The organism is Pseudorhodoplanes sp. (assembly GCF_046289595.1).
Lineage (GTDB): Bacteria > Pseudomonadota > Alphaproteobacteria > Rhizobiales > Xanthobacteraceae > Pseudorhodoplanes.
In genome coordinates this window covers 34,597-53,063 of the sequence record NZ_JBKBVB010000004.1, presented here as the reverse complement: position 1 = coordinate 53,063, position 18,467 = coordinate 34,597, and the positions used below count along the sequence as shown (strand labels likewise).

The window sequence follows — 18,467 nt, the reverse complement described above, 5'->3', positions numbered from 1 at the left end:
ACCTGTTGCGAAGGGCACCAGAACCGGCACTTAGCCGGCCTGCCATCCGGAGGAAAATGATGAGATCACCGCTTTACGCTGGAGTGATGGCCGCTGCGTCGGCGTTCCTGCTGCACACGCAGCCGGCCGCCGCGCAACAGACCTACGAACTCAAGATCGCGCATTTCGTGCCGGCCGGGCATTCGGTCTCGCAATGGATCGAGCGATGGGCCAAGAGCATGGAAGAGAAGTCCAAGGGCCAGCTCAAGTTCACGATTTTCCCGGGCTCGCAGCTCGGCCCGCCGCCGCGTTACTACGAGATGGCGCGTTCCGGCCAGGCCGACATCACCTGGATGGCGCATGGGTTTACGCCGGGATTGTTCCCGCTGACCGAAGTGTCGAACCTGCCTTACCTGATGGGCAGCGCGGAGATCGGCGCCAAGGTTCTGAACGATCCGGAGCTGCGCAAGAAATATCTCGATGCCGAGCATAAGGGCGTGAAGCCCTTGCTGCTGATGACGCACCAGCCCGGTAATATCCACACCGCCAAAGATCCGATCCGTACGGTGGACGATATGAAGGGCAAGCGGCTGCGCTTCGCCTCCGCCACCATCAAGGAATTCATCGCCGCGCTCGGCGGCACCCCGGTCGGCCTGCCGCCGACCCAGATGGTGGAAAGCATGCAGAAGGGCACGATCGACGGCGCCGTGATCGATTACGGCGGCGGCGGCATCGCCTTCAAGATCGGGCCGGTGACCAAATACACCACCGAAATGTACTCCTACGTCACCTCGTTCTGCATCTGCATGAACCAGGCCGCCTATGACAAGCTGCCGCCCGACCTGAAGAAGCTGATCGACGATTCCTTCGTGGGCGTCGAAAAGGAAGTCGGCATGGAATGGGATAAGCTGGACGACATCGGCAAGGCGATCATGGTCAAGGACGGCATGACTCCGATCAAGCTGTCCAAGGAAGAGGACGCCAAGTTCCGCGCGGTCGGCGCCAAGGTGGCCGAAGCCGAAATCGCGGCGCTGGAGAAAAAAGGTCTTCCCGCCAAGCAGGTCTACGACATGATGAAGTCGCTGGCCCAGAAGCACGAGAAAGATTCACGGAATTTCTGGACGCAGTGAGCCTGCGTCCGGATCCCTGCGAGGAAGGGACGAATCTTTGAAGGGCGATACCATCTTGCGGCGCGCGGCATGGCCTTTCGGGCTTGCCGGCGCCGCATTCCTGACCTTCATGATGCTGTACACCACCGGGACCGTGCTGATGCGGCAGGGCCTCGGCATTCCTGTGCTTGGCGTCGTCGACGTGATGGAGCTGGCGCTGGTCGCCATGATTTTCCTTGCGCTGCCCGGCACATTCCTGCGCGACGAGCATGTGGCGATCGATGTGATCGACCAGTTCGTGCCGCGCAAGGTGCGCGTGGCGCTGCGCTTTTTCGGACTTTTTCTGACGCTGATCCTGCTCGTGATTGTGCTGCGGCAGGTTGTCCCTGCGGCGCTCTACAGCTTCGAGAGCTTCGAAGTCACCATGACGCTTGGTATCCACCGCTCCTGGCACTGGTCGCCGATTCTGTTCGGTATGGCCTGTTCGGTGGCGGCAACGGTCTGGGTGATCCTGTATTATTGGCGTTATGGCGTGCCGCGCGATCCGAATCTGGACCGCGATCCGGTCGAATAGCGATGTCACGGCGCGGAGCGCAGAGGCGATGAGCCCGCAAGTCATCGGTCTGTTCGCGCTTGCGGCGCTGTTCGTGCTGATCGTGCTGCGCGTGCCGGTAGCGATCGCTATGGGCCTCGTCGGTCTTGTCGGCTATGCGGCGATCGACGGCTGGCCGCGCGCGCTGATCGCAGCCGGGCAGACGCCCTATGACCTCGCCAACCAATATTCGCTGACGGTCGTGCCGCTCTTCGTGCTGATGGGCGTGGTCGCCTCGCGCTCGGGCATGTCTCAGGAATTGTACCGCGCCGCCAACGCGCTGTTCAGCGGCTTCCGCGGCGCGCTCGCCATGGGCACGGTCGGCGCCTGCGCTGGCTTCGGCGCGATCTGCGGCTCCTCGCTTGCCACTGCGGCCACCATGACGCGGGTCGCGATCCCGGAAATGCGCCGCTTCGGCTATGACGAGCGGATCGCGACCGGCGTCGTGGCGTCGGCCGGCATTCTGGGCGTCCTCATCCCGCCGTCGGTGGTGATCGTGGTCTATGCCATCATTGCCGAGCAGGGCGTGCCGCAGCTCTTCGCCGCGGCGCTGTTTCCGGGCCTCCTTTGCGCCTTTCTGCATCTTGTGGTGATTGCGGCGATCGGCTGGTGGCAGCCGGAGCGGTTGCCGCAGACGCCGGGCATGAGCGTCACGCAACGGCTGCGCGAACTCCTCACGTTGTGGAAGCTTGTCATCCTGTTCGGAATCGCGGTCGGGGGCATCTATTCCGGCTTCATGAGCCCGACCGAGGCGGCGGCGGTGGCGGCTTTCGTTGCTATCGTCATCGCCTTCGCCACCCGCTCGCTCACATTGCGCGGTCTGCTCGATGCGCTGCTCGAAACGGTGTGGACCACCTCGATCCTGTTCTTCATCATTGTCGGCGCCTTCCTGTTCTCGTATTTCGTCGTGCTGACACAGTTGCCGAACGCGCTGACCGCCTGGGTCCAGGGGCTCGGCATCGCGCCCTGGGGCGTGATGCTGCTGCTGGTCGGCTTCTATCTGGTGCTCGGCTGTTTCCTCGACGCCATCAGCATGATCCTGATCACCGTGCCGGTGTTCCTGCCGCTTGCCGTGTCGGCCGGCTATGATCCGGTCTGGTTCGGCATCCTCGTGCTGGTGGCGGTCGAGATCGGCATGATCACCCCGCCGGTCGGGCTCAACATTTTTATCATCCGGGCGCAGATGCCGGACATTGCGCTTGGCGACATTTTCCGCGGCATCGTGCCGTTCCTGTTCGCGCATCTGGCGCTGGTGCTGCTGCTGATCATGTTCCCGGCGCTGGCCTTGTGGCTGCCCTCGAAACTGTATTGAGGATCGGCCAGGCCGGGGAAACCGTCACGAAATCGTCCGGCTCGTTCCGCATGATCGCGATGCACTGGCGTGCAGAGGTCAAGCCGCGTCCGGCGAAAATCGAGGAGCAACCATGATGCGCCGAACGGTGCAAGTGAGTGCGTTTGCCGCAATCGCGGTCCTGCTTGCCACCGCCCCGCTTGCCGCACAGAATCAGGCGGGACAAGGCGGGCACCACCATCATCCCCGCTTCGACGATCCGAAGAAATGGTCGGAGCGCTTCGACAATCCGGAGCGCGACAAATGGCAAATGCCCGACCGCATCGTCAGCTCGCTCGCGCTGCGCAAGGCGGACAGCGTCGCCGATATCGGCGCCGGCACCGGCTATATGGCCGTGCGGCTCGCGCGTGCCGTTCCGGAAGGCCTGGTGTTCGCGGTCGACATCGAGCCGAACATGGTCAAGCATCTGGCGGGCCGCGCCAAGTCCGAAGCGCTCGGCAATCTACGCGCGGTTAAGGGCAGCGCGACGTCGCCCAATCTTCCCGAACCTGTAGATGTGGCGTTCCTGCTCAATACCTATCACCACATCGACAACCGGACCGGCTATTTCAAACGGCTGCGCAACTCGCTCAAACCCGGAGGGCGCGTCGCAATCGTCGACTACCGGCCCGATGCGCCGGCCGGTCCGCCGAAGCACATGCGGCTTCCGGCCGCGCAAATCACGGCAGAGATGGCGGCCGCGGGCTATAAGCCTGCGGCGTCGTTCGACTTCCTGCCGCGGCAGAGTTTTCTGATATTTGAGGTCGTGCAATAGCAGCAGGTGAGCGGCCAGGCTGCGCAAACCGGAATGTGGCCGGGTTGCAGCCGGTCACGGCTAATGCTTTAGAGACCGCTCTAACAGGCTGTCCCAGCTTAAGGCCGCTCGGCAGCAAGAGATGATCCGGAGTGGAGATGTATTCGCAACTGATCGAGTGGTCGAAGCGCAATGCTTTGACGCGCCGCGCCATGGCGGCATTCAGTGGTCAGCGCCCCCCCGATGACCTTGCTTCGGCGCTGCGCGGCGAGAGCGCCAATCTGAACGATATCGGCAAATTCATCGTCGGTCATCTGACGCCGATGCGCGCGCCGCTGGTGTTGATCTCGCAGGTTCATCGGTCCGGCGGCACGCTTCTGAGCCAGCTCTTCGATGGTCATCCGATGCTGGCGGCCTATCCGAACGAACTGAAGATCGGGCATCCGACTCCGGAAAACTGGCCGCCGATCAGGCCTGAGGAGGGCGCCGAGGCATGTTTCCACATGCTGTATGAGCCGCGCGATATCCGCTTTCTGCGCAAGGGCTATTCAAAGGGCGAGCGCGGCGAGGTCAATCTGCCTTTCTTCAGCGTGCCATCGCTCCATTACCGGATCTTCAGATCGCTGTTCGAGGCCACTTCGCCGCGCAGCCAGAGAGACGTCATCGATCTTTACTTCACCGCGTACTTTCATGCCTGGCTCAATTACCAGGGCGATCTCTCCCAGAAAAAATGGATCACCGCCTTTGCGCCCCGGTTTGCGCAATATGAGGCGAGCGTGGCGGGTTTCTTTGCGGCCTATGGCGATGGAAGACTGATCCAGATCGTCCGCGATCCGCGAACCTGGTATCCGTCGGCGAAGCATCATAACAGCAACAAGAAGCGCGCCAATCCCGACGATATTCAGGGCTTGCTCGATCTGTGGCTTTCTTCCGCGAATTCGATCCTGACAAACAAGCAGCGCTTTGGCGACAAGGTGATCGTGCTGACATTCGAGCGCCTGGTGAGCGATACTGAATCTGCGCTCCGCGCCATGGCCCGTCAGCTCGGCATCAACTTCGAACCGTCGCTGCTGGTGCCGACCTTCAATGGACGGAGCATGGTCGCCAATTCGAGCTTCGAAGTGCAGGGTGCGGGTGTGTCGGCTGCGCCGTTGAAGCGGGAAAAGCTTCTCGGCGACGCGGAGCGGGACGCCATCGAACGGCATTGCGTGGCGCTGTACGAAAAGGTCGCGGCGCTGGACGATCTGGCGCGGTGAGGCGCGATGTATCGCCATCGCCGTCCGGCCGATTGAGGTCTGGCAAAAAGCCCGAAACCGGCGGTGCGTCCGGACGCGCTGGAAGTGGTGGTGCCCCTGGCCGGAATCGAACCAGCACGACCTTGCGGCCACCTGATTTTGAGTCAGGCGCGTCTACCAGTTCCGCCACAGGGGCAACGCCGCGACAAGACGCCATTCGGGCGCGGGGAGTGCGAAAGCCATCCCGGCGGCAGACATAAGGGGATCGCTCCAGCCGATCAAGCAGATTTGGTCCTGCAGGGGACAGTGGAGGTCCGGCGGGGCTCGCAGCCCTGTGTCTTGACGGGTACGGGGCTTTTGCGGGAATGCGGGGCTTGGATAATGCTCCGAACTTTGCGGGAACCGGAATGAACGATCTTGTCGCAGCTTTCGGCCGCCTGAAGCGGGATGAGCCGATCTGGCTCGCCGCCGCTGCGGTCGCTGTGCTCGGTCTTCTGACCATTATCGGGGCCTGGTTCTTCCAGGTGGTGGTCGGGCTGCCGCCATGCCCGCTCTGCCTGGAACAACGCTATGCCTATTACTTTTCGATTCCGCTCGCGGGCCTGGTGTTGCTTGGCGTGTCGCATGGCGCGTCGCAACGCGTGCTGGTCGCCGCGCTCGTTGTCATCGCGCTGGGCATGCTGTGGAATGCCGGGCTCGGCGCCTATCATGCCGGTGTCGAGTGGAAGCTCTGGGAAGGACCGCGCGATTGCGCCGGGGGCGGTCTCACCGATCTTGGCACCGCCGGCGGCCTGCTTGAGAAGCTGAAAGACATCCGCGTGGTGCGCTGCGACGAAATTCCCTGGAGCTTCCTTGGCCTTTCGCTCGCCGGTTATAACGCGATCATCTCGCTGATGCTGGCGCTGATTGCCGGATGGGGCGCCTTTCGCGCGTGGCAGACGCTGCCGCCGAAAGAGAAGCTGACTTAGCCGATCAGACCGCTGACATCGGTTATTGGATCGCCGCCGAAATCGTATTCTTGAAGAGTCTGGCAACCTTTTTGAAGCCCGCCGAAGAGCCGTGGATTTCATCGGCCCATTCTCCCTCGGCCAGCGTACCGCGCACATCCACAACATAGACACGGCTGGTTGAACTCGAACCCGCAACCCGGTTCAGCATGTCGTAGAGGGCGTCGATCAGAAGCCGAATGATGGCCCGCTGCAGCGACACGTCCGTGATGCCTTTGGCCACCATCGGTCCGCCCAGCCATTCATTCTGCTTTGCATAGATCGGACGGCGCGTGTCGCCGGGATAGCCGCCGGGGATGGCGTAGTCATAGCCATGGACAAAGATGGGCAGTTTCGCAAAATCCGTATCGGCCCTGATGGTCGCAACCACTTTGCGGTAACCCGTTTCGAGACGCATCAGCACCGAAGCGAGTTGAGCCTGATCGATGTGCCAGGCGGCGTCTTTCTGCGGATTGTGCTGCTTGATAAGCTTTGACAGGACCGGATCGCCTTGCAAGTCCTCGCCTATGACGTCGTTGCCGGCGGCGGAAAACAAAAACCCCTTAACGCGGTTCGGCTTTTGCGCATCGAGCGCAGCCTTGTATTCCGGCCGGCTGTTGATCATGTTCTCGGCGGTATCGCCGGCTGCATCGAGACTCCAGATGAGAAAATCCGCATCGAGGTGGTCAATCACCTCCTCGATGAGGAATGGAAATTGAAACCACGAGTCTCCTTCCGAGACGAGCACGGGCTTGTCCACGCCATGCGCAAGACGGTTGATGAACCGATTTTGCCGCCGCCATCTTGAAGTGGCGTTTCCCCATCGAATGGCGCTCTCGACGTCAAACTCGCCTTCCGGGGTCATGTCGACTAGGGCTGGATCGGGTTTGACCATCGGCTCGAACGGTCCGCTGTCCTGCGGCACAGCCGTGAGATAGCGGGCGATCTCGGAATCCGGGATATCCGGGTCCATCAACATCACCTTGAGCTCTGCATATGGCAGTTTGTCCATCTTAGCCCCCGCTCCCCAATACTTTACGCCCACTATGCACGAACTCTACCTGTGATAGAATTTGCGCGCAATGCACTTGCGGGCCATGTCTTTTTTGGGAGGGTTCAGATGGCGGGAGCGGCTGAAAGATTCGAAGACGGGCGCGGCCCGGCGGGGGCATCAAGCAAACTCTATTCCGAGCCAAGTGCGGTGCAAGGATTGAGAGATTTCACCAAGCTCGTGGACGGGAAGTCTCCGGACCCGCTTTATGCGGGAAATGCGTTTCGCAATTTCCTCGGTGATCCGGTCGCAGTCGAACTGTTTCAACAAAGAGCGACGAACGATACGATTCCGGAAGTCGTCATCGACAAGCCGAATTTCCTGCCGTCCGTGTTTCTACGGCTCGGCTATAAGCGGTCACTGGCTGTGTGCCGCATCATTATTGCGCGCGGCATCGACTATGACGGCGTGAGCCGGCCCGACGGCTGGAAAGGCACTGGCTTCCTTGTTGGTCCGAGGCTTCTTCTGACCAACAATCACGTGCTCAACTCGATCGAGGTGGCTCGCGAGTCGGTTTGCCAGTTCAATTACCTGGTTGGTCCGAATGGAAAGGCCGAGGCGCACATGGAGTTTCGTCTCGCGGCCGACGAGCTCTACCTGACCAGTCCATACAAGAACGGACTCGACTACACCTTTGTCGCGATAGAGCCTGGAGCTGCCCAAAACTTCGGGACGGTCGAGCTCGAGCGAGCCGCCTATGTCGCCCATCCCGGCACGTTTGCCAACATCATCCAGCACCCCGACGGCAGGCCGCAAGAGATCGTCATTCATGACAACGAAATTGTCTCGGACGACGGAACCTTGCTCCACTACTTGTCCGACACCGATTACGGAAGTTCGGGCAGCCCGGTATTCGACAACACGTGGAGGCTTGTGGCCCTGCATCATGCAAGAGCACCGAACAAGAACGGGCTTCGCATCGATCAGAACCAGCCGCCGCGTTTTCTTAACGAAGGAATAAAGATTTCCACGATCGCGACCGACCTCGAACAGCGTGCCTCAAGAGAGGGATTGGCCGGCGCTGCGTCGCAGGTCTTGAAGGAATTCAAAGGCATCAATTCGATTTCGGGCTTTTTTGGAACGCTGGGGCGGGTGTCAGGATCCGCTGCGCAGTCGGGACCAGAGATCGTCGTCGATCTGTACAAGGGCACCGAATCCGATATCGATGTCGCCTTCTGGAACGTGGAATGGTTCTCGAATCGCTACCGCGAAAAGGTCAACGACGTCGCTACGATTGTCGCTGATTTCAATCTCGACATATGGGCTCTGTCCGAATCCTCCCCGGCCGCCGCTGAAGAGCTGGTGAAGGTGCTCAAGCGGCAATACGGTCTCGACTTCGCCGTCGCGCATTCGGAGCCCGGAGCGAGCACCGGAAAGCAAACGACCAGCGTATTATGGAACATCAAGACCGTCACCGGAAAGCGGGAAGAATGGCCCGCCGAAATCAAGGACTGGTTCACAGTCAACAGTCGCGACTTCGACGACAGCATGCTGGAAGCTGTGCACGGCCGCGTGTTCGACCGCTATCCCGGCTTGTTCTCGTTCAAAGTCAAAAATTCGGCCAAGCCTTTCGATTTTTTCCTCGTCCCCTTGCACCTGAAAGCAATGGATGAAGGCTCCCTGCGCCGGAACATGGCCTCGAAGATCCTCGCCGCTGCCATCCATTGGATGATCGAAAAGGAATATGACAGCGACTGGATCGTCGGCGGCGATTACAATGCGGAGATAAGCTCGGGCGATTTCGCCCCGCTTGCCTACAAGGATTTTGTGGCGATGAGCGCCGAGGATGAGGGCAATGGGGCTATCACCTACGTGAAGGGCCGCTTCAAATCCCTTATCGATCACATCTATCTTTCACCGAACCTTGCCAGGCAATACGGCTCCAAGGACTTCTTCATTGTTGCAGCCGACCAGCGGATTCCCGACTACGTCAAGCTGATATCCGACCACCGCCTTTTCCTTGCCGGTTTGTTGGTGGGAAATGGCAACCCGTCGCGTCACGAAGAGCAACGAGATGTTCGTTGGGACGCGCGAAGAAGCGTTCCGAAGGCTCTACGAGCTACGCTCGACCAAATGAACCAGCAGCCGAAGAGCGGCACCACCAAGCGGGCCTCGAGCAAAAGCAGGCCAGCCGCGCCGGCGCGAAAGAAGAGGAAGGCAAAAGCAAAAACGAGACGCTAAAGAGCATTGTCTTGATCCGGCCAGGCACTGCCGATGTCCTTGGGAGAATGGTAAAGGGCCCGCCGGCGTCAGTTACGGCTCCAGTTCGGTGTCCCAGTAGAGATAGTCCATCCAGCTTTCGTGAAGATAGTTCGGCGGGAACAGCCGTCCGTTGCGGTGCAGGTGCTGCACCGTCGGCTGGAATGGCATCTGCGAGGGATGCATGTTCGCTTCCGCCATCGTCTTGCTGCCCTTCCTGAGATTGCAGGGCGAGCAGGCGGCGACAACGTTGTCCCAGGTCGTGAGGCCGCCGCGCGAACGCGGGATCAGGTGATCGAAGGTCAGGTCGTCGTCGGCCCCGCAATACTGACACACGAAGCGGTCCCGCAGGAATACGTTGAACCGCGTAAAGGCAGGATAGGTCGACGGCTTGATGAAGGTCTTGAGCGAAACCACGCTGGGGAGCTTCATTTCAAAGCTCGGAGAGCGCACAGCGCGATCGTAATTGGCGACAATGTTCACGCGTTCGAGAAACACCGCCTTGATCGCGTCCTGCCAGGACCACAGCGACAGCGGGTAATAGCTCAGTGGCCGGAAGTCGGCGTTCAGAACCAGTGCCGGAAATCCACCAGGCGAAACGTGGACGTTCAAGCGATGGCGCTCCTTTCAAAGCACCGCGAAGATAGCTCCTAATGTATAGGCGAGCGTGACGGAAATGTGAAGGTACTGCTAAGGCTTACCGCGGTTGCGTCTTTGGGTATGCAGACTGGCCGGACGGACGGGAATTACAGTCCGAATCGCCGCGCCAGGAACTCGCCGCCATGACGCAGGCCCTCCTGATCGATGCCGTGACCGACCCCTTGCGAAATGTGCCATTCCACGGGCACATCCAGCGCGGACAATGCCGAGGAGGCATGGAACAGCGCCTGGACCGGGATCAACTCGTCGCGGTCGCCATGGACCAGCAGGATCGGCGGGCGCGACGTAATCTCGCCCTCGACCGTCTCTGGGGGGCCGTCGCCCGGCATGATGAACATGCCCGAATAGCCGACGATTGCCGCCGGCGGCACCGGCCGGCGCAAGCCTGCATGCAGCGACATCATCGTTCCCTGGCTGAAGCCGACCAGAGCCAGCGCCGATGGCGGCAACTGGCGGCGCTGCAATTCGGAATCGAGAAAGGCCTGAAGAGCAGGCGCCGCCTGGTTAACGCCGCGCCAGCGTTCGTCCGGATCGCGGAAAGTCAGGCCGAACCATTGCCGTCCGACCGGCGCCTGGCCGCAGGGTTCCGGCGCGTGCGGCGACACGAAGGCGGTGTCGGGCAGAAGCGGTTCCCAGGCCCGGCCGATATCGATCAGGTCGTTGCCGTCAGCGCCATAGCCGTGCAGGAAGACGACGAGCCGCTTGGCATTACCGCTTCGCGGCTCGAGGCTTGGTCCCGACAGCACTGGGACGTTGGGTCCGGCCATTGCGTCTTGCTTTCCCTGTTGAGGTCCGTGCGGCCGGCTGAGCGGCTTCCGGTTTGGCTTCGACGGCGACGCCTTCGCGCCGCTTCACCACATGATAATAGCCCCAGAGCAAATGCGCCGCCACGCCGCGCCATGGCCGCCATGCGTCCGCGATGGCCGACAACTCCTTCGCGCTCGGCCTTGCCTTCAGCCCGAGCGCGATGCGCGCGGATTCCTGCAAGGCGAGGTCGCCGGCCGGCCACGCATCGGCATGGCCAAGGCAGAACAGAAGATAGATGTCCGCGGTCCATGGACCGATCCCGTGCATCTCGATCAGCGCCGCATGCGCGGTGTCGGCATCGCTTTGCGCGATCCGTTCGAGGTCGAGTTCGCCTTTGGCGAGGGCATGGGCGATCGCCTTGATCGATTTGATCTTCGCTGCGGACAGTCCCAGCCGCCCGAGTCGATCGGCGCGCGCGCGACGCAGCGCCTCGTGATGGAAGGGATCGAAAGCGGCTTCGAGCCGCGTCCAGATGGCGCGTGCGCTCGCGGTGGACAGTTGCTGGCCGCAGATGATGCGGGCCAGGCCGGGAAAGCCAGGCTGGCCGCGGCGCAGCGCAGGCTCGCCGGCCTTCTCCAGGACCGGAACAAGACGCGGGTCGGCCTGCACAAGCCGCGCGAGCGCCAGAGCGAGATCGGCCTGGGTGTGAAGGAACTGGACCATTCTCTCTGTCGTCATGCCCGGGCTTGACCCGGGCATCGGTCTCTTGTGCAAAGACCGATCAAGCGTTTGATGGATTGCCGGGTCAAGCCCGGCAATGACCAAAAGCCTGTCATGACGCCACCCGTTTTCCGCTTCGCGCCGTCGCCGAACGGCTATCTGCATCTCGGCCATGCGCTCTCCGCGCTGCTCAATGCCGATCTGGCGCGCGAAAGCGCGGGCCGGCTGCTACTGCGGATCGAGGATATCGACCGTACCCGCTGCAAGCCGCAATTCGAGCAGGCGATCTACGACGATCTCGCCTGGCTTGGTATTGATTGGGAGCGGCCGGTGCGCCGGCAATCGGAGCATTTCCATGCGTATCGCGATGCGCTGGCGCGGCTTAAGGCGCGCGGTCTCGTCTATGCGAGTTTCGAGAGCCGCGGCGAGATCGCGCAGATGCTCACCGAGCGCGGCGACACGTGGCCGCGCGATCCGGACGGCACGCCGATCTATCCGGGCGGCCGCGACAGCATGCGTGATGCGGAGCGGCGAGCGCGGATGGAGGCAGGCGAGCCCTATGCCCTGCGGCTCGACATGGCGGCGGCGGTTGCGCGCGCCGGCGACCTCGTCTGGCGCGAAGCGGGACAGGGGCCCGGCGGTGAAACAGGTGAGCTAGTCGCGAAACCGCTCGCCTGGGGCGATGTGATCCTGGCCCGCAAGGAGATGCCGACCAGCTACCATCTCTCGGTCGTGGTGGACGATGCCTTGCAGGGCGTCACCCATGTGGTCCGCGGGCAGGATCTGTTCTGGTCAACGAGCGTGCACCGGCTGTTGCAGGCGCTGCTTGGACTGCCCGCGCCGGTCTACCGCCATCACCGGCTGATCCTGGATGCCGACGGCCGAAAGCTTTCGAAATCGACGCAGGCCACCGCCTTGCGCGCCCTGCGCGCGGGCGGCGCGCCCCCTCTCGACATCCGGCGGATGGTCGGCCTGCCGGAACCGTGAATGGCCGCTCCAAAGCCGCCGTGCCAAGGTTTTGTCCGGGCGAATCATGGGGCGGATCGGACCAAAGCGAAAGGCCGCAAAGCGTGCGCGCAAGGCCGCGCCGGCGCATAAACGCCTTGCGTCGACTCGCCGCGCGGTCGAGGCGGCCCTGGCGGCGCTGGCGCACGATATCCGCACGCCGCTGACCGGTATCCTTGCGCTTGCCGATTTGCTGGCTGCCTCCGAGATTCCCGAGCCCGAGCGCGCCTGGGCGCGGTCGATCCGCAGCGCCGCCGATCACCTGGCGCAGCAGACTTCGCTGGTGCTCGACGCGGTCAAGGCGGATCGTGCCGGCCTCGCCTTGCGCCAGGATGCGTTTTCGCCGCGGATGCTGGCGCAGGCGATCGCGACATCGCTGACAGCGCGCGCCGGCGCGGGCGGTCTGGCCGCCAACATCGCCATTGCCGACGACGTTCCGGCGCAGGCAATCGGCGACCCGGTGCGGCTGCGCGCGGCGCTGGAAAACCTGATCGACAATGCCGTGAAGTTCACCGCACGCGGGCAGGTTCGCTTTGCCGTGTCGGCCTCAGAGCAGCCGCGCGGCCGTATTGGCCTGACCTTCACAATCGCCGACACCGGCATCGGTCTGACCAGAACGGAAATCGCCAAGCTGTTTCGTCCCTTTGCGCAGGCAAACAAGAACGTATCGTCGCGCTTCGGCGGAACCGGCCTCGGGCTTGTGCTGGTCCGGCGGCTGGCGAAAGCAATGGGCGGCGATCTGGCCGTCGCAAGCAAGAAGGGCGAAGGTTCGATTTTTACGCTCGCCGTCACCGTGAAAGCGGCCGCGAAACAGGCCGATCGCTCTGCGTCCGAGGTGGGCGGCACGGCAACCGGCCCGCCGCTGCGCATCCTCTGTGCCGAGGACAATCCTTTCGCACGCGTGGTGTTGAATACGATGCTGACCGCGCTTGGCCACAGCGTGGATTTTGCAGGTACAGGCGAGCGTGCGGTGAATGCGGCCTCGCGCGGCGGCTACGATCTCGTATTGATGGACGTGACCCTGCCGGACATCGACGGGCTCGAGGCGACGCGGCGCATCCGCGCCTTGCCGGGCGAGGCCGGCCGGGTGCCGGTCATCGGCATGTCGGGGCGCTCGACGGAACGCGATCGCCAGAGTGCCTGCGAGGCCGGCATGACCGATTACCTGGAAAAGCCGGTCGGTCCGGCGCTACTGGTCGCGGCGTTGGGTCGGCTGCACTGACAGTGCCGCCTGACGAGAAATCAGGCGAGCGCTCTTCGGACTTGCTGTTTCCGTCATCTGCACCGCATCGGCCATGATCGGGCCAAATATTTCCTTGCGCCGGGGCCACTAAACTTTGGCCGAAGGTCGGGCGGCACAAAATTTCAGCACGTGGACCGAAGGATTTCGCCCGGACCTGCGTATCACATCAAACAGCGATTGATTGGCGCGCCGGCAAACGCCCGCACGGCGCCGATGCCAGTCGATCGCGCTACGGAGGTACAATCCGATGAGAAGCCTGTTCCTCGCTGCATCCGCGGTGGCGGCCACGATGTTTCTGCCCGCTGCAGCGTTCGCTGGTGCTGCAGCTCCGGTCAGCAATCTACGTGCAGCGCTCGGGGAATATCCGGTCGCGGAAAAAGTCGCGTGCTGGCGTTACGGACGCTATGGATGGCGCGTGTATCCCGGCTGCTATCCGGCGCCGGCCTATGTCGCGCCGCCGGTCTATGTTGCGCCTTCGGTCTATGTTGCGCCGCCGGTGTATGTGGCGCCGGTGCCGCGGCGGAGATGCTGGACCAATGGCCGCTGGGTCGTCTGCTAGTTGTCGCGTCGGCCGGAGCCGGTGGCAGGACAGCGTATATGCAGGCCGACAATGCAACTCCCACAGGCGAGGATATTGCGGATTCGGACGAGACGCTTGTCCGGCTGGCCGCCGCGCATGACCAGCGTTCCTTTCGTGTGCTCATGCGGCGCCATATGCCGCGGGCGATCCGGCTTGCGCAACGCATCCTCAATGATCCGGCAGATGCTGACGACGTCGGCCAGGAAGCGTTCGTGCGGGTTTGGAATCATGCGCCGGCCTTCGATCCGGGGAAGGCGCGCTTCACGACCTGGCTTTACAGAATTGTGGTCAATCTTGCGCTGGATCGCTCGCGCGATCCCCGTCATCGGCCGATCGACGATGCCGCGAATGTCGCGATCCCAGCGCCTGCTCCGGTCGACGCCATGATCGCACGCGAGCAAGAGGCGCTGCTGAGCGCGGCGATCAATCACCTGACCGAGAGGCAGCGCGCGGCCATTGCGTTGTTTCATATGGAAGGACTGAGCGGACGTGAAGCGGCGAACGCTATGGGTATGTCAGAAAAGGCCTTCGAATCACTGCTCTCGCGGGCCCGGCATAGCCTGAAGCAGCAAATAGAGCATCTTGAGGATGACCCAAGGAGCCTTGCATGACCCGTGAAGAATTCATCCGGCTTTCGGAATCCTGGGGCGGGGATGTTTCGCGTTGGCCGCCGCAGTTTCAGGAGACGGCCGCGGATTATGCCTTGACCGGAGGAGGCGAGCGAATTCTGGAACGGGCGCGGCGTCTCGACCGGGTGATTTCTCTGGCGCCGCCTGTCGACCCGGCACGGTCGGAGGCGGTGTCATCCACGGTCATGCAGCGGATCGCGTTTGAAAGCCGGCCGGCCGGCGCGCCGCGATCCGTCGGGCTTCGGACCTCGCTGTATCGGCCCCTTGCGTGGTTGCGTGCCTCGTCGCGCCCGCGCCCTTTTTCTCGTCCTTGGGCACTGCCTGCGGTGAGCCTTGCCGGATCGCTGTTGCTCGGTCTGTCGCTTGGCGCATTTGTCCCGCCGTCGGGAATTGCGGACCCGCCCCGGACTTCGCTCGACCTCATTCTTGATACAGGCTTTGCGCCGCTATGGGGATTTCAATGAGATCATGGCTTTCGGGACGCGTTTTGCGAAACGGCCTTTTGCTGGTGTCGCTTTGCGCCAATGCCGTACTTGCCGGCTATGTCGTCTCGCTATGGGCGCGACCGGAGCGTCCGCTTGAAGCTCTCACGGTGCCGAGAGTGATCGAGCGCGTCGCTTCTCGGCTCCCACGCGCCGACGCCGATATTCTCTGGCGCGTCTATCGGAGCAAACAGGACGAGTTTACAGCGGCGCGAGCCGATTATTTCGGAGCTTTGGCGAAACCAGCCCGGCTTCTCGGCGAAGACAAGCTCGATGCAACGGAGTTGCGCAAGGCGGTGAAGGAATCGCGCGACTCGCGTGTGAAAATCGGCGATCTCGCCCTTGAGACGTTTCTCGAAGCGGTCTCGCAGATGTCACCGGAAGGCCGGAAGAAACTGATCGGAGGAATCGGCTTGCAATGAAGGGCCGCGGCGCGATGCCGCGTTCAGAACGTCCACTTGTGAATCCGCATGAGGTGAAAGATGGAAGACATTCGAAATGCCCGGGCCGCATGCCGCCGGTCGGTGAAAGTTGTGCTCGGGGGACTGCTTGCGCTCACTGCGGTTGCGCAGCCAGCTGAGGCGCAGGTCAGCGGCGCGATGCGCGAAGCGTGCCGTGCCGATTACCAGAAGTTTTGTGCCAATCTGCAGCCCGGCGGTGCCGCATCCGCCAATGCATGATGGAGAATGCCGATCGGCTGTCGCCACAATGCAAGGACGCGCTGAAGCGGCAAAGCGGCAACCAGCAATAGCACGGACTGCGGCCGGGGGCGCTATGCTGCTTTCCCGGCCGCGCCTGCCACGATCCGCACCACGTCCGACATGATCTGGTTGATCTGAAAATCCTTCGGCGTGTAGACGGCGGCGACGCCGGCGCGCTTCAGTGTCTCCGCATCTTCGGGCGGCACGATGCCGCCGACCACGACCGGCACATCGTCAAGCCCTTCCGCGCGCATGCGCTCGACCACATCGCGCACCAGAGGCACGTGGCTGCCGGAGAGGATCGAAAGCCCGATCACGTCGACGCCTTCGTCCTTCGCGGTCTTGACCAGTTCCGCCGGGGTGAAACGGATGCCGGCATAGATCACGTCCATGCCCACATCGCGCGCGCGCACTGCAATCTGCTCGGCGCCGTTGGAATGTCCGTCAAGGCCGGGTTTCCCCACCAGGAATTTCACCCGGCGTCCGATCTTCTGCGATACGCGTTCGACCTCGGCGCGGACCGGCTCAAGCTGTTCGCCGCCAACCTGGCGCGCCGCCTTCGGCACACCGGTCGGCGCGCGATATTCGCCAAACACCTCGCGGAAGACCGCACCCCATTCGCCGGTGGTGACGCCGGCCTTGGCGCAGGCGATCGAGGCGGGCATCACGTTGACGCCCTCCTTGGCGGCGCGGCGCAACTCGTTCAGCGCGGTATCGACCGCCCTGGCGTCGCGCGATGAGCGCCATTCATTAAGCCGCGCAATCTGTTCGGCTTCCACCTCGGGCGGAACAGTCATGATGGCGTCGAGGCCGCCGGTCAGAGGCGACGGTTCGCTCTCGGTGAATTTGTTGACGCCGACCACGATGCTCTCGCCGCTTTCAATGGCTTCCAGCCGCCGGGTGTTGCTCTCCACAAGCTGCTGTTTCATGTAGCCCATTTCGACGGCCGCGACCGCGCCGCCCAGCCGTTCGATAGTGGACAGCTCCTCCTTGGCTTGGCGGATCAGCGTATCGACTTTTTTCTGGATTTCGACCGAACCGTCGAAAATGTCGCCGTATTCCAGGAGGTCCGATTCATAGGCGAGGATCTGCTGTGCGCGCAGCGACCATTGCTGGTCGAACGGGCGCGGCAGACCGAGCGCCTCGTTCCAGGCGGGAAGCTGTACCGCGCGGGCACGTGCCTTTTTCGACAGCGTGACCGCGAGCATTTCGAGGAAGATGCGGTAGACGTTGTTCTCGGACTGCGGCTCGGTCAGCCCAAGCGAATTGACCTGCACGCCATAGCGGAAGAGGCGCTGCTTTGGATCGGTGACGCCATAGCGCTGCGCCGTAATCTCGTCCCACATCTCGACAAAGGCGCGCATCTTGCAGATTTCGGTGATGAAGCGCATGCCGGCATTGACGAAGAACGAAATGCGCCCGACCACCTCGCCCATCTGTCCGTCGGCGACTTCACCGGACGCCTTCACCATGTCGAGAACCGAAATCGCGGTCGCAAGCGCGTAAGCCAGTTCCTGAACCGGCGTCGCGCCGGCTTCCTGCAGGTGATACGAGCACACATTCATCGGGTTCCATTTCGGCATTTCCTTCGTCGTGAACAGGATCGTGTCCTTAATCAGACGCATGGATGGGCCGGGCGGAAACACGTAGGTGCCGCGGGACAGATATTCCTTGATGATGTCGTTCTGGGTGGTGCCGGTCAGTTTCGCGCGCGGCGCGCCGGTCTCGTCAGCGACCGCGATATAGAGCGACAGCAGCCATGCGGCCGGCGCGTTGATGGTCATCGACGTGTTCATCTCGGCGAGCGGAATGCCCTCGAGCAGGGTCCGCATATCGCCGAGATGGGAGACCGGAACGCCGACCTTGCCGACCTCGCCTGCCGCCAGGACGTGATCGGAATCGTAGCCGGTTTGCGTCGGGAGATCGAAAGCGATGGACAGGCCGGTCTGGCCTTTGGCGAGATTCTGCCGGTACAGGGCATTCGACTTTGCGGCTGTCGAATGCCCGGCATAGGTCCGGAAAATCCAGGGTCTGTCCCGCTTTGGCTTGTCGTCTGCGCTGTCGCCCATTCGATCTCCGCTCCGTGTCTGCCTAACGCTTGAAGAAGCCGATAATGACCAGCAGGATCACCGCGCCGATCACGGCGTTGATGATGGCAGCGATAATGCCGCCGCCGATCACGATGCCGAGCCGCGGCAGCAGCCAGCCGGCAATGAAGGCGCCGACAATGCCGACCACGATGTTGCCGATGAGGCCGAAGCCATAGCCCTTCACGATCAGACCGGCGAGCCAGCCCGCCACGCCGCCGACGATCAACCAAACGATAAGGTCACCCAACATAGCTTTGTCTCCCCGAACTGCGCGGGGGCCGCTGCTGTCGCCTCGCCCCCACGGCTTTGATTGCAGCGGGAACCATCGTAGTGCCGCTCCGACGCCAAGTCAGCGGCCGCGGCCGACCTATCAAG

The 18,467-nt window shown here is 62.6% G+C and carries 19 protein-coding genes and 1 tRNA gene; 13 read left to right on the top strand and 7 right to left on the bottom strand.

Annotated elements, in window-relative coordinates:
- Positions 1 to 59: 59 nt before the first annotated feature.
- The 5 genes from ACK41X_RS02110 (at position 60) to ACK41X_RS02090 (ending at position 5,020) form a co-directional block, all read left to right on the top strand.
- Complete coding sequence (locus tag ACK41X_RS02110) at positions 60 to 1,109, top strand: TRAP transporter substrate-binding protein (RefSeq protein ID WP_409718745.1); 1,050 nt, start codon at positions 60 to 62, stop codon at positions 1,107 to 1,109.
- Between the two features lie 37 nt (positions 1,110 to 1,146).
- Positions 1,147 to 1,662 (top strand): TRAP transporter small permease, encoded by a 516-nt coding sequence (locus ACK41X_RS02105; protein ID WP_409718742.1) that lies wholly within the window; start codon positions 1,147 to 1,149, stop codon positions 1,660 to 1,662.
- A gap of 28 nt (positions 1,663 to 1,690) precedes the next feature.
- Positions 1,691 to 2,992, top strand: coding sequence for a TRAP transporter large permease (locus ACK41X_RS02100; protein ID WP_409718739.1), 1,302 nt, complete (start codon positions 1,691 to 1,693; stop codon positions 2,990 to 2,992).
- A 112-nt stretch (positions 2,993 to 3,104) separates the two neighbouring features.
- Positions 3,105 to 3,785: a class I SAM-dependent methyltransferase gene (locus tag ACK41X_RS02095; RefSeq protein ID WP_409718736.1), complete on the top strand. Its 681-nt coding sequence runs from the start codon at positions 3,105 to 3,107 to the stop codon at positions 3,783 to 3,785.
- A 137-nt stretch (positions 3,786 to 3,922) separates the two neighbouring features.
- A complete protein-coding gene (locus ACK41X_RS02090) occupies positions 3,923 to 5,020 on the top strand; it encodes a sulfotransferase (protein WP_409718733.1) in 1,098 nt (365 codons plus the stop codon).
- An 88-nt stretch (positions 5,021 to 5,108) separates the two neighbouring features.
- On the opposite strand, the gene ACK41X_RS02085 is transcribed toward ACK41X_RS02090, so the two are convergent.
- Positions 5,109 to 5,195 (bottom strand) — tRNA-Leu (locus ACK41X_RS02085).
- A gap of 211 nt (positions 5,196 to 5,406) precedes the next feature.
- On the opposite strand from ACK41X_RS02085, the gene ACK41X_RS02080 reads away from it, so the two are divergent.
- Positions 5,407 to 5,967, top strand: coding sequence for a disulfide bond formation protein B (locus ACK41X_RS02080; RefSeq protein ID WP_409718730.1), 561 nt, complete (start codon positions 5,407 to 5,409; stop codon positions 5,965 to 5,967).
- 22 nt (positions 5,968 to 5,989) lie between these two features.
- On the opposite strand, the gene ACK41X_RS02075 is transcribed toward ACK41X_RS02080, so the two are convergent.
- Positions 5,990 to 6,997 (bottom strand): hypothetical protein, encoded by a 1,008-nt coding sequence (locus ACK41X_RS02075; RefSeq protein ID WP_409718727.1) that lies wholly within the window; start codon positions 6,995 to 6,997, stop codon positions 5,990 to 5,992.
- A gap of 108 nt (positions 6,998 to 7,105) precedes the next feature.
- Here ACK41X_RS02075 and ACK41X_RS02070 point away from each other — a divergent pair, with 108 nt between their 5' ends.
- The gene (locus ACK41X_RS02070; RefSeq protein ID WP_409718725.1) at positions 7,106 to 9,217 is read left to right on the top strand and encodes a trypsin-like peptidase domain-containing protein; all 2,112 of its coding nucleotides are present in this window, start codon (positions 7,106 to 7,108) and stop codon (positions 9,215 to 9,217) included.
- 72 nt (positions 9,218 to 9,289) lie between these two features.
- Here the strand turns inward: ACK41X_RS02070 and ACK41X_RS02065 are convergent, their stop codons facing one another.
- The 3 genes from ACK41X_RS02065 to ACK41X_RS02055 form a co-directional block, all read right to left on the bottom strand.
- Positions 9,290 to 9,847: an HNH endonuclease gene (locus tag ACK41X_RS02065; RefSeq protein ID WP_409718722.1), complete on the bottom strand. Its 558-nt coding sequence runs from the start codon at positions 9,845 to 9,847 to the stop codon at positions 9,290 to 9,292.
- A 134-nt stretch (positions 9,848 to 9,981) separates the two neighbouring features.
- Positions 9,982 to 10,662 carry an alpha/beta hydrolase gene (locus tag ACK41X_RS02060; RefSeq protein ID WP_409718719.1) on the bottom strand — a complete coding sequence of 227 codons (681 nt, stop codon included), beginning with the start codon at positions 10,660 to 10,662 and terminating at the stop codon, positions 9,982 to 9,984.
- The gene (locus tag ACK41X_RS02055) at positions 10,604 to 11,365 is read right to left on the bottom strand and encodes a DNA-3-methyladenine glycosylase family protein (protein ID WP_409718716.1); all 762 of its coding nucleotides are present in this window, start codon (positions 11,363 to 11,365) and stop codon (positions 10,604 to 10,606) included. Before ACK41X_RS02055 ends, ACK41X_RS02060 begins: the two co-directional genes overlap by 59 nt.
- A gap of 111 nt (positions 11,366 to 11,476) precedes the next feature.
- Here ACK41X_RS02055 and gluQRS point away from each other — a divergent pair, with 111 nt between their 5' ends.
- The 6 genes from gluQRS (at position 11,477) to ACK41X_RS02025 (ending at position 15,723) form a co-directional block, all read left to right on the top strand.
- Positions 11,477 to 12,349, top strand: a complete 873-nt coding sequence (gene gluQRS, locus ACK41X_RS02050) for a tRNA glutamyl-Q(34) synthetase GluQRS (protein ID WP_409718713.1) — start codon at positions 11,477 to 11,479, stop codon at positions 12,347 to 12,349.
- Between the two features lie 46 nt (positions 12,350 to 12,395).
- A complete protein-coding gene (locus ACK41X_RS02045) occupies positions 12,396 to 13,589 on the top strand; it encodes an ATP-binding protein (protein ID WP_409718710.1) in 1,194 nt (397 codons plus the stop codon).
- A 268-nt stretch (positions 13,590 to 13,857) separates the two neighbouring features.
- Entirely contained in the window at positions 13,858 to 14,169 is a 312-nt protein-coding gene (locus ACK41X_RS02040) for a hypothetical protein (RefSeq protein ID WP_409718707.1), read from the top strand.
- Between the two features lie 38 nt (positions 14,170 to 14,207).
- On the top strand, positions 14,208 to 14,801 hold the full coding sequence (locus ACK41X_RS02035; RefSeq protein ID WP_409718704.1) for an RNA polymerase sigma factor: 594 nt from the start codon (positions 14,208 to 14,210) through the stop codon (positions 14,799 to 14,801).
- Complete coding sequence (locus tag ACK41X_RS02030) at positions 14,798 to 15,283, top strand: hypothetical protein (protein WP_409718701.1); 486 nt, start codon at positions 14,798 to 14,800, stop codon at positions 15,281 to 15,283. Before ACK41X_RS02035 ends, ACK41X_RS02030 begins: the two co-directional genes overlap by 4 nt.
- Positions 15,280 to 15,723 (top strand): periplasmic heavy metal sensor, encoded by a 444-nt coding sequence (locus ACK41X_RS02025; RefSeq protein ID WP_409718698.1) that lies wholly within the window; start codon positions 15,280 to 15,282, stop codon positions 15,721 to 15,723. Before ACK41X_RS02030 ends, ACK41X_RS02025 begins: the two co-directional genes overlap by 4 nt.
- 350 nt (positions 15,724 to 16,073) lie before the next feature.
- Here ACK41X_RS02025 and ACK41X_RS02020 read toward each other — a convergent pair whose 3' ends face one another.
- The gene (locus tag ACK41X_RS02020) at positions 16,074 to 18,071 is read right to left on the bottom strand and encodes a methylmalonyl-CoA mutase family protein (RefSeq protein ID WP_409718695.1); all 1,998 of its coding nucleotides are present in this window, start codon (positions 18,069 to 18,071) and stop codon (positions 16,074 to 16,076) included.
- A gap of 22 nt (positions 18,072 to 18,093) precedes the next feature.
- Complete coding sequence (locus ACK41X_RS02015; RefSeq protein ID WP_409718693.1) at positions 18,094 to 18,342, bottom strand: GlsB/YeaQ/YmgE family stress response membrane protein; 249 nt, start codon at positions 18,340 to 18,342, stop codon at positions 18,094 to 18,096.
- Positions 18,343 to 18,467: the final 125 nt, after the last annotated feature.

Coding starts and splice junctions, on each gene's coding strand:
- ACK41X_RS02070 (WP_409718725.1), top strand. CDS start 7,106: ATGGCGGGAGCGGCTGAAAGATTCGAAGACGGGCGCGGCCCGGCGGGG.
- ACK41X_RS02060 (WP_409718719.1), bottom strand. CDS start 10,662: ATGGCCGGACCCAACGTCCCAGTGCTGTCGGGACCAAGCCTCGAGCCG.
- ACK41X_RS02045 (WP_409718710.1), top strand. CDS start 12,396: ATGGGGCGGATCGGACCAAAGCGAAAGGCCGCAAAGCGTGCGCGCAAG.
- ACK41X_RS02040 (WP_409718707.1), top strand. CDS start 13,858: ATGAGAAGCCTGTTCCTCGCTGCATCCGCGGTGGCGGCCACGATGTTT.
- ACK41X_RS02030 (WP_409718701.1), top strand. CDS start 14,798: ATGACCCGTGAAGAATTCATCCGGCTTTCGGAATCCTGGGGCGGGGAT.
- ACK41X_RS02015 (WP_409718693.1), bottom strand. CDS start 18,342: ATGTTGGGTGACCTTATCGTTTGGTTGATCGTCGGCGGCGTGGCGGGC.
- ACK41X_RS02110 (WP_409718745.1), top strand. CDS start 60: ATGAGATCACCGCTTTACGCTGGAGTGATGGCCGCTGCGTCGGCGTTC.
- ACK41X_RS02025 (WP_409718698.1), top strand. CDS start 15,280: ATGAGATCATGGCTTTCGGGACGCGTTTTGCGAAACGGCCTTTTGCTG.
- ACK41X_RS02055 (WP_409718716.1), bottom strand. CDS start 11,365: ATGGTCCAGTTCCTTCACACCCAGGCCGATCTCGCTCTGGCGCTCGCG.
- ACK41X_RS02035 (WP_409718704.1), top strand. CDS start 14,208: ATGCAGGCCGACAATGCAACTCCCACAGGCGAGGATATTGCGGATTCG.
- ACK41X_RS02100 (WP_409718739.1), top strand. CDS start 1,691: ATGAGCCCGCAAGTCATCGGTCTGTTCGCGCTTGCGGCGCTGTTCGTG.
- ACK41X_RS02020 (WP_409718695.1), bottom strand. CDS start 18,071: ATGGGCGACAGCGCAGACGACAAGCCAAAGCGGGACAGACCCTGGATT.
- ACK41X_RS02095 (WP_409718736.1), top strand. CDS start 3,105: ATGATGCGCCGAACGGTGCAAGTGAGTGCGTTTGCCGCAATCGCGGTC.
- ACK41X_RS02080 (WP_409718730.1), top strand. CDS start 5,407: ATGAACGATCTTGTCGCAGCTTTCGGCCGCCTGAAGCGGGATGAGCCG.
- gluQRS (WP_409718713.1), top strand. CDS start 11,477: ATGACGCCACCCGTTTTCCGCTTCGCGCCGTCGCCGAACGGCTATCTG.
- ACK41X_RS02075 (WP_409718727.1), bottom strand. CDS start 6,997: ATGGACAAACTGCCATATGCAGAGCTCAAGGTGATGTTGATGGACCCG.
- ACK41X_RS02090 (WP_409718733.1), top strand. CDS start 3,923: ATGTATTCGCAACTGATCGAGTGGTCGAAGCGCAATGCTTTGACGCGC.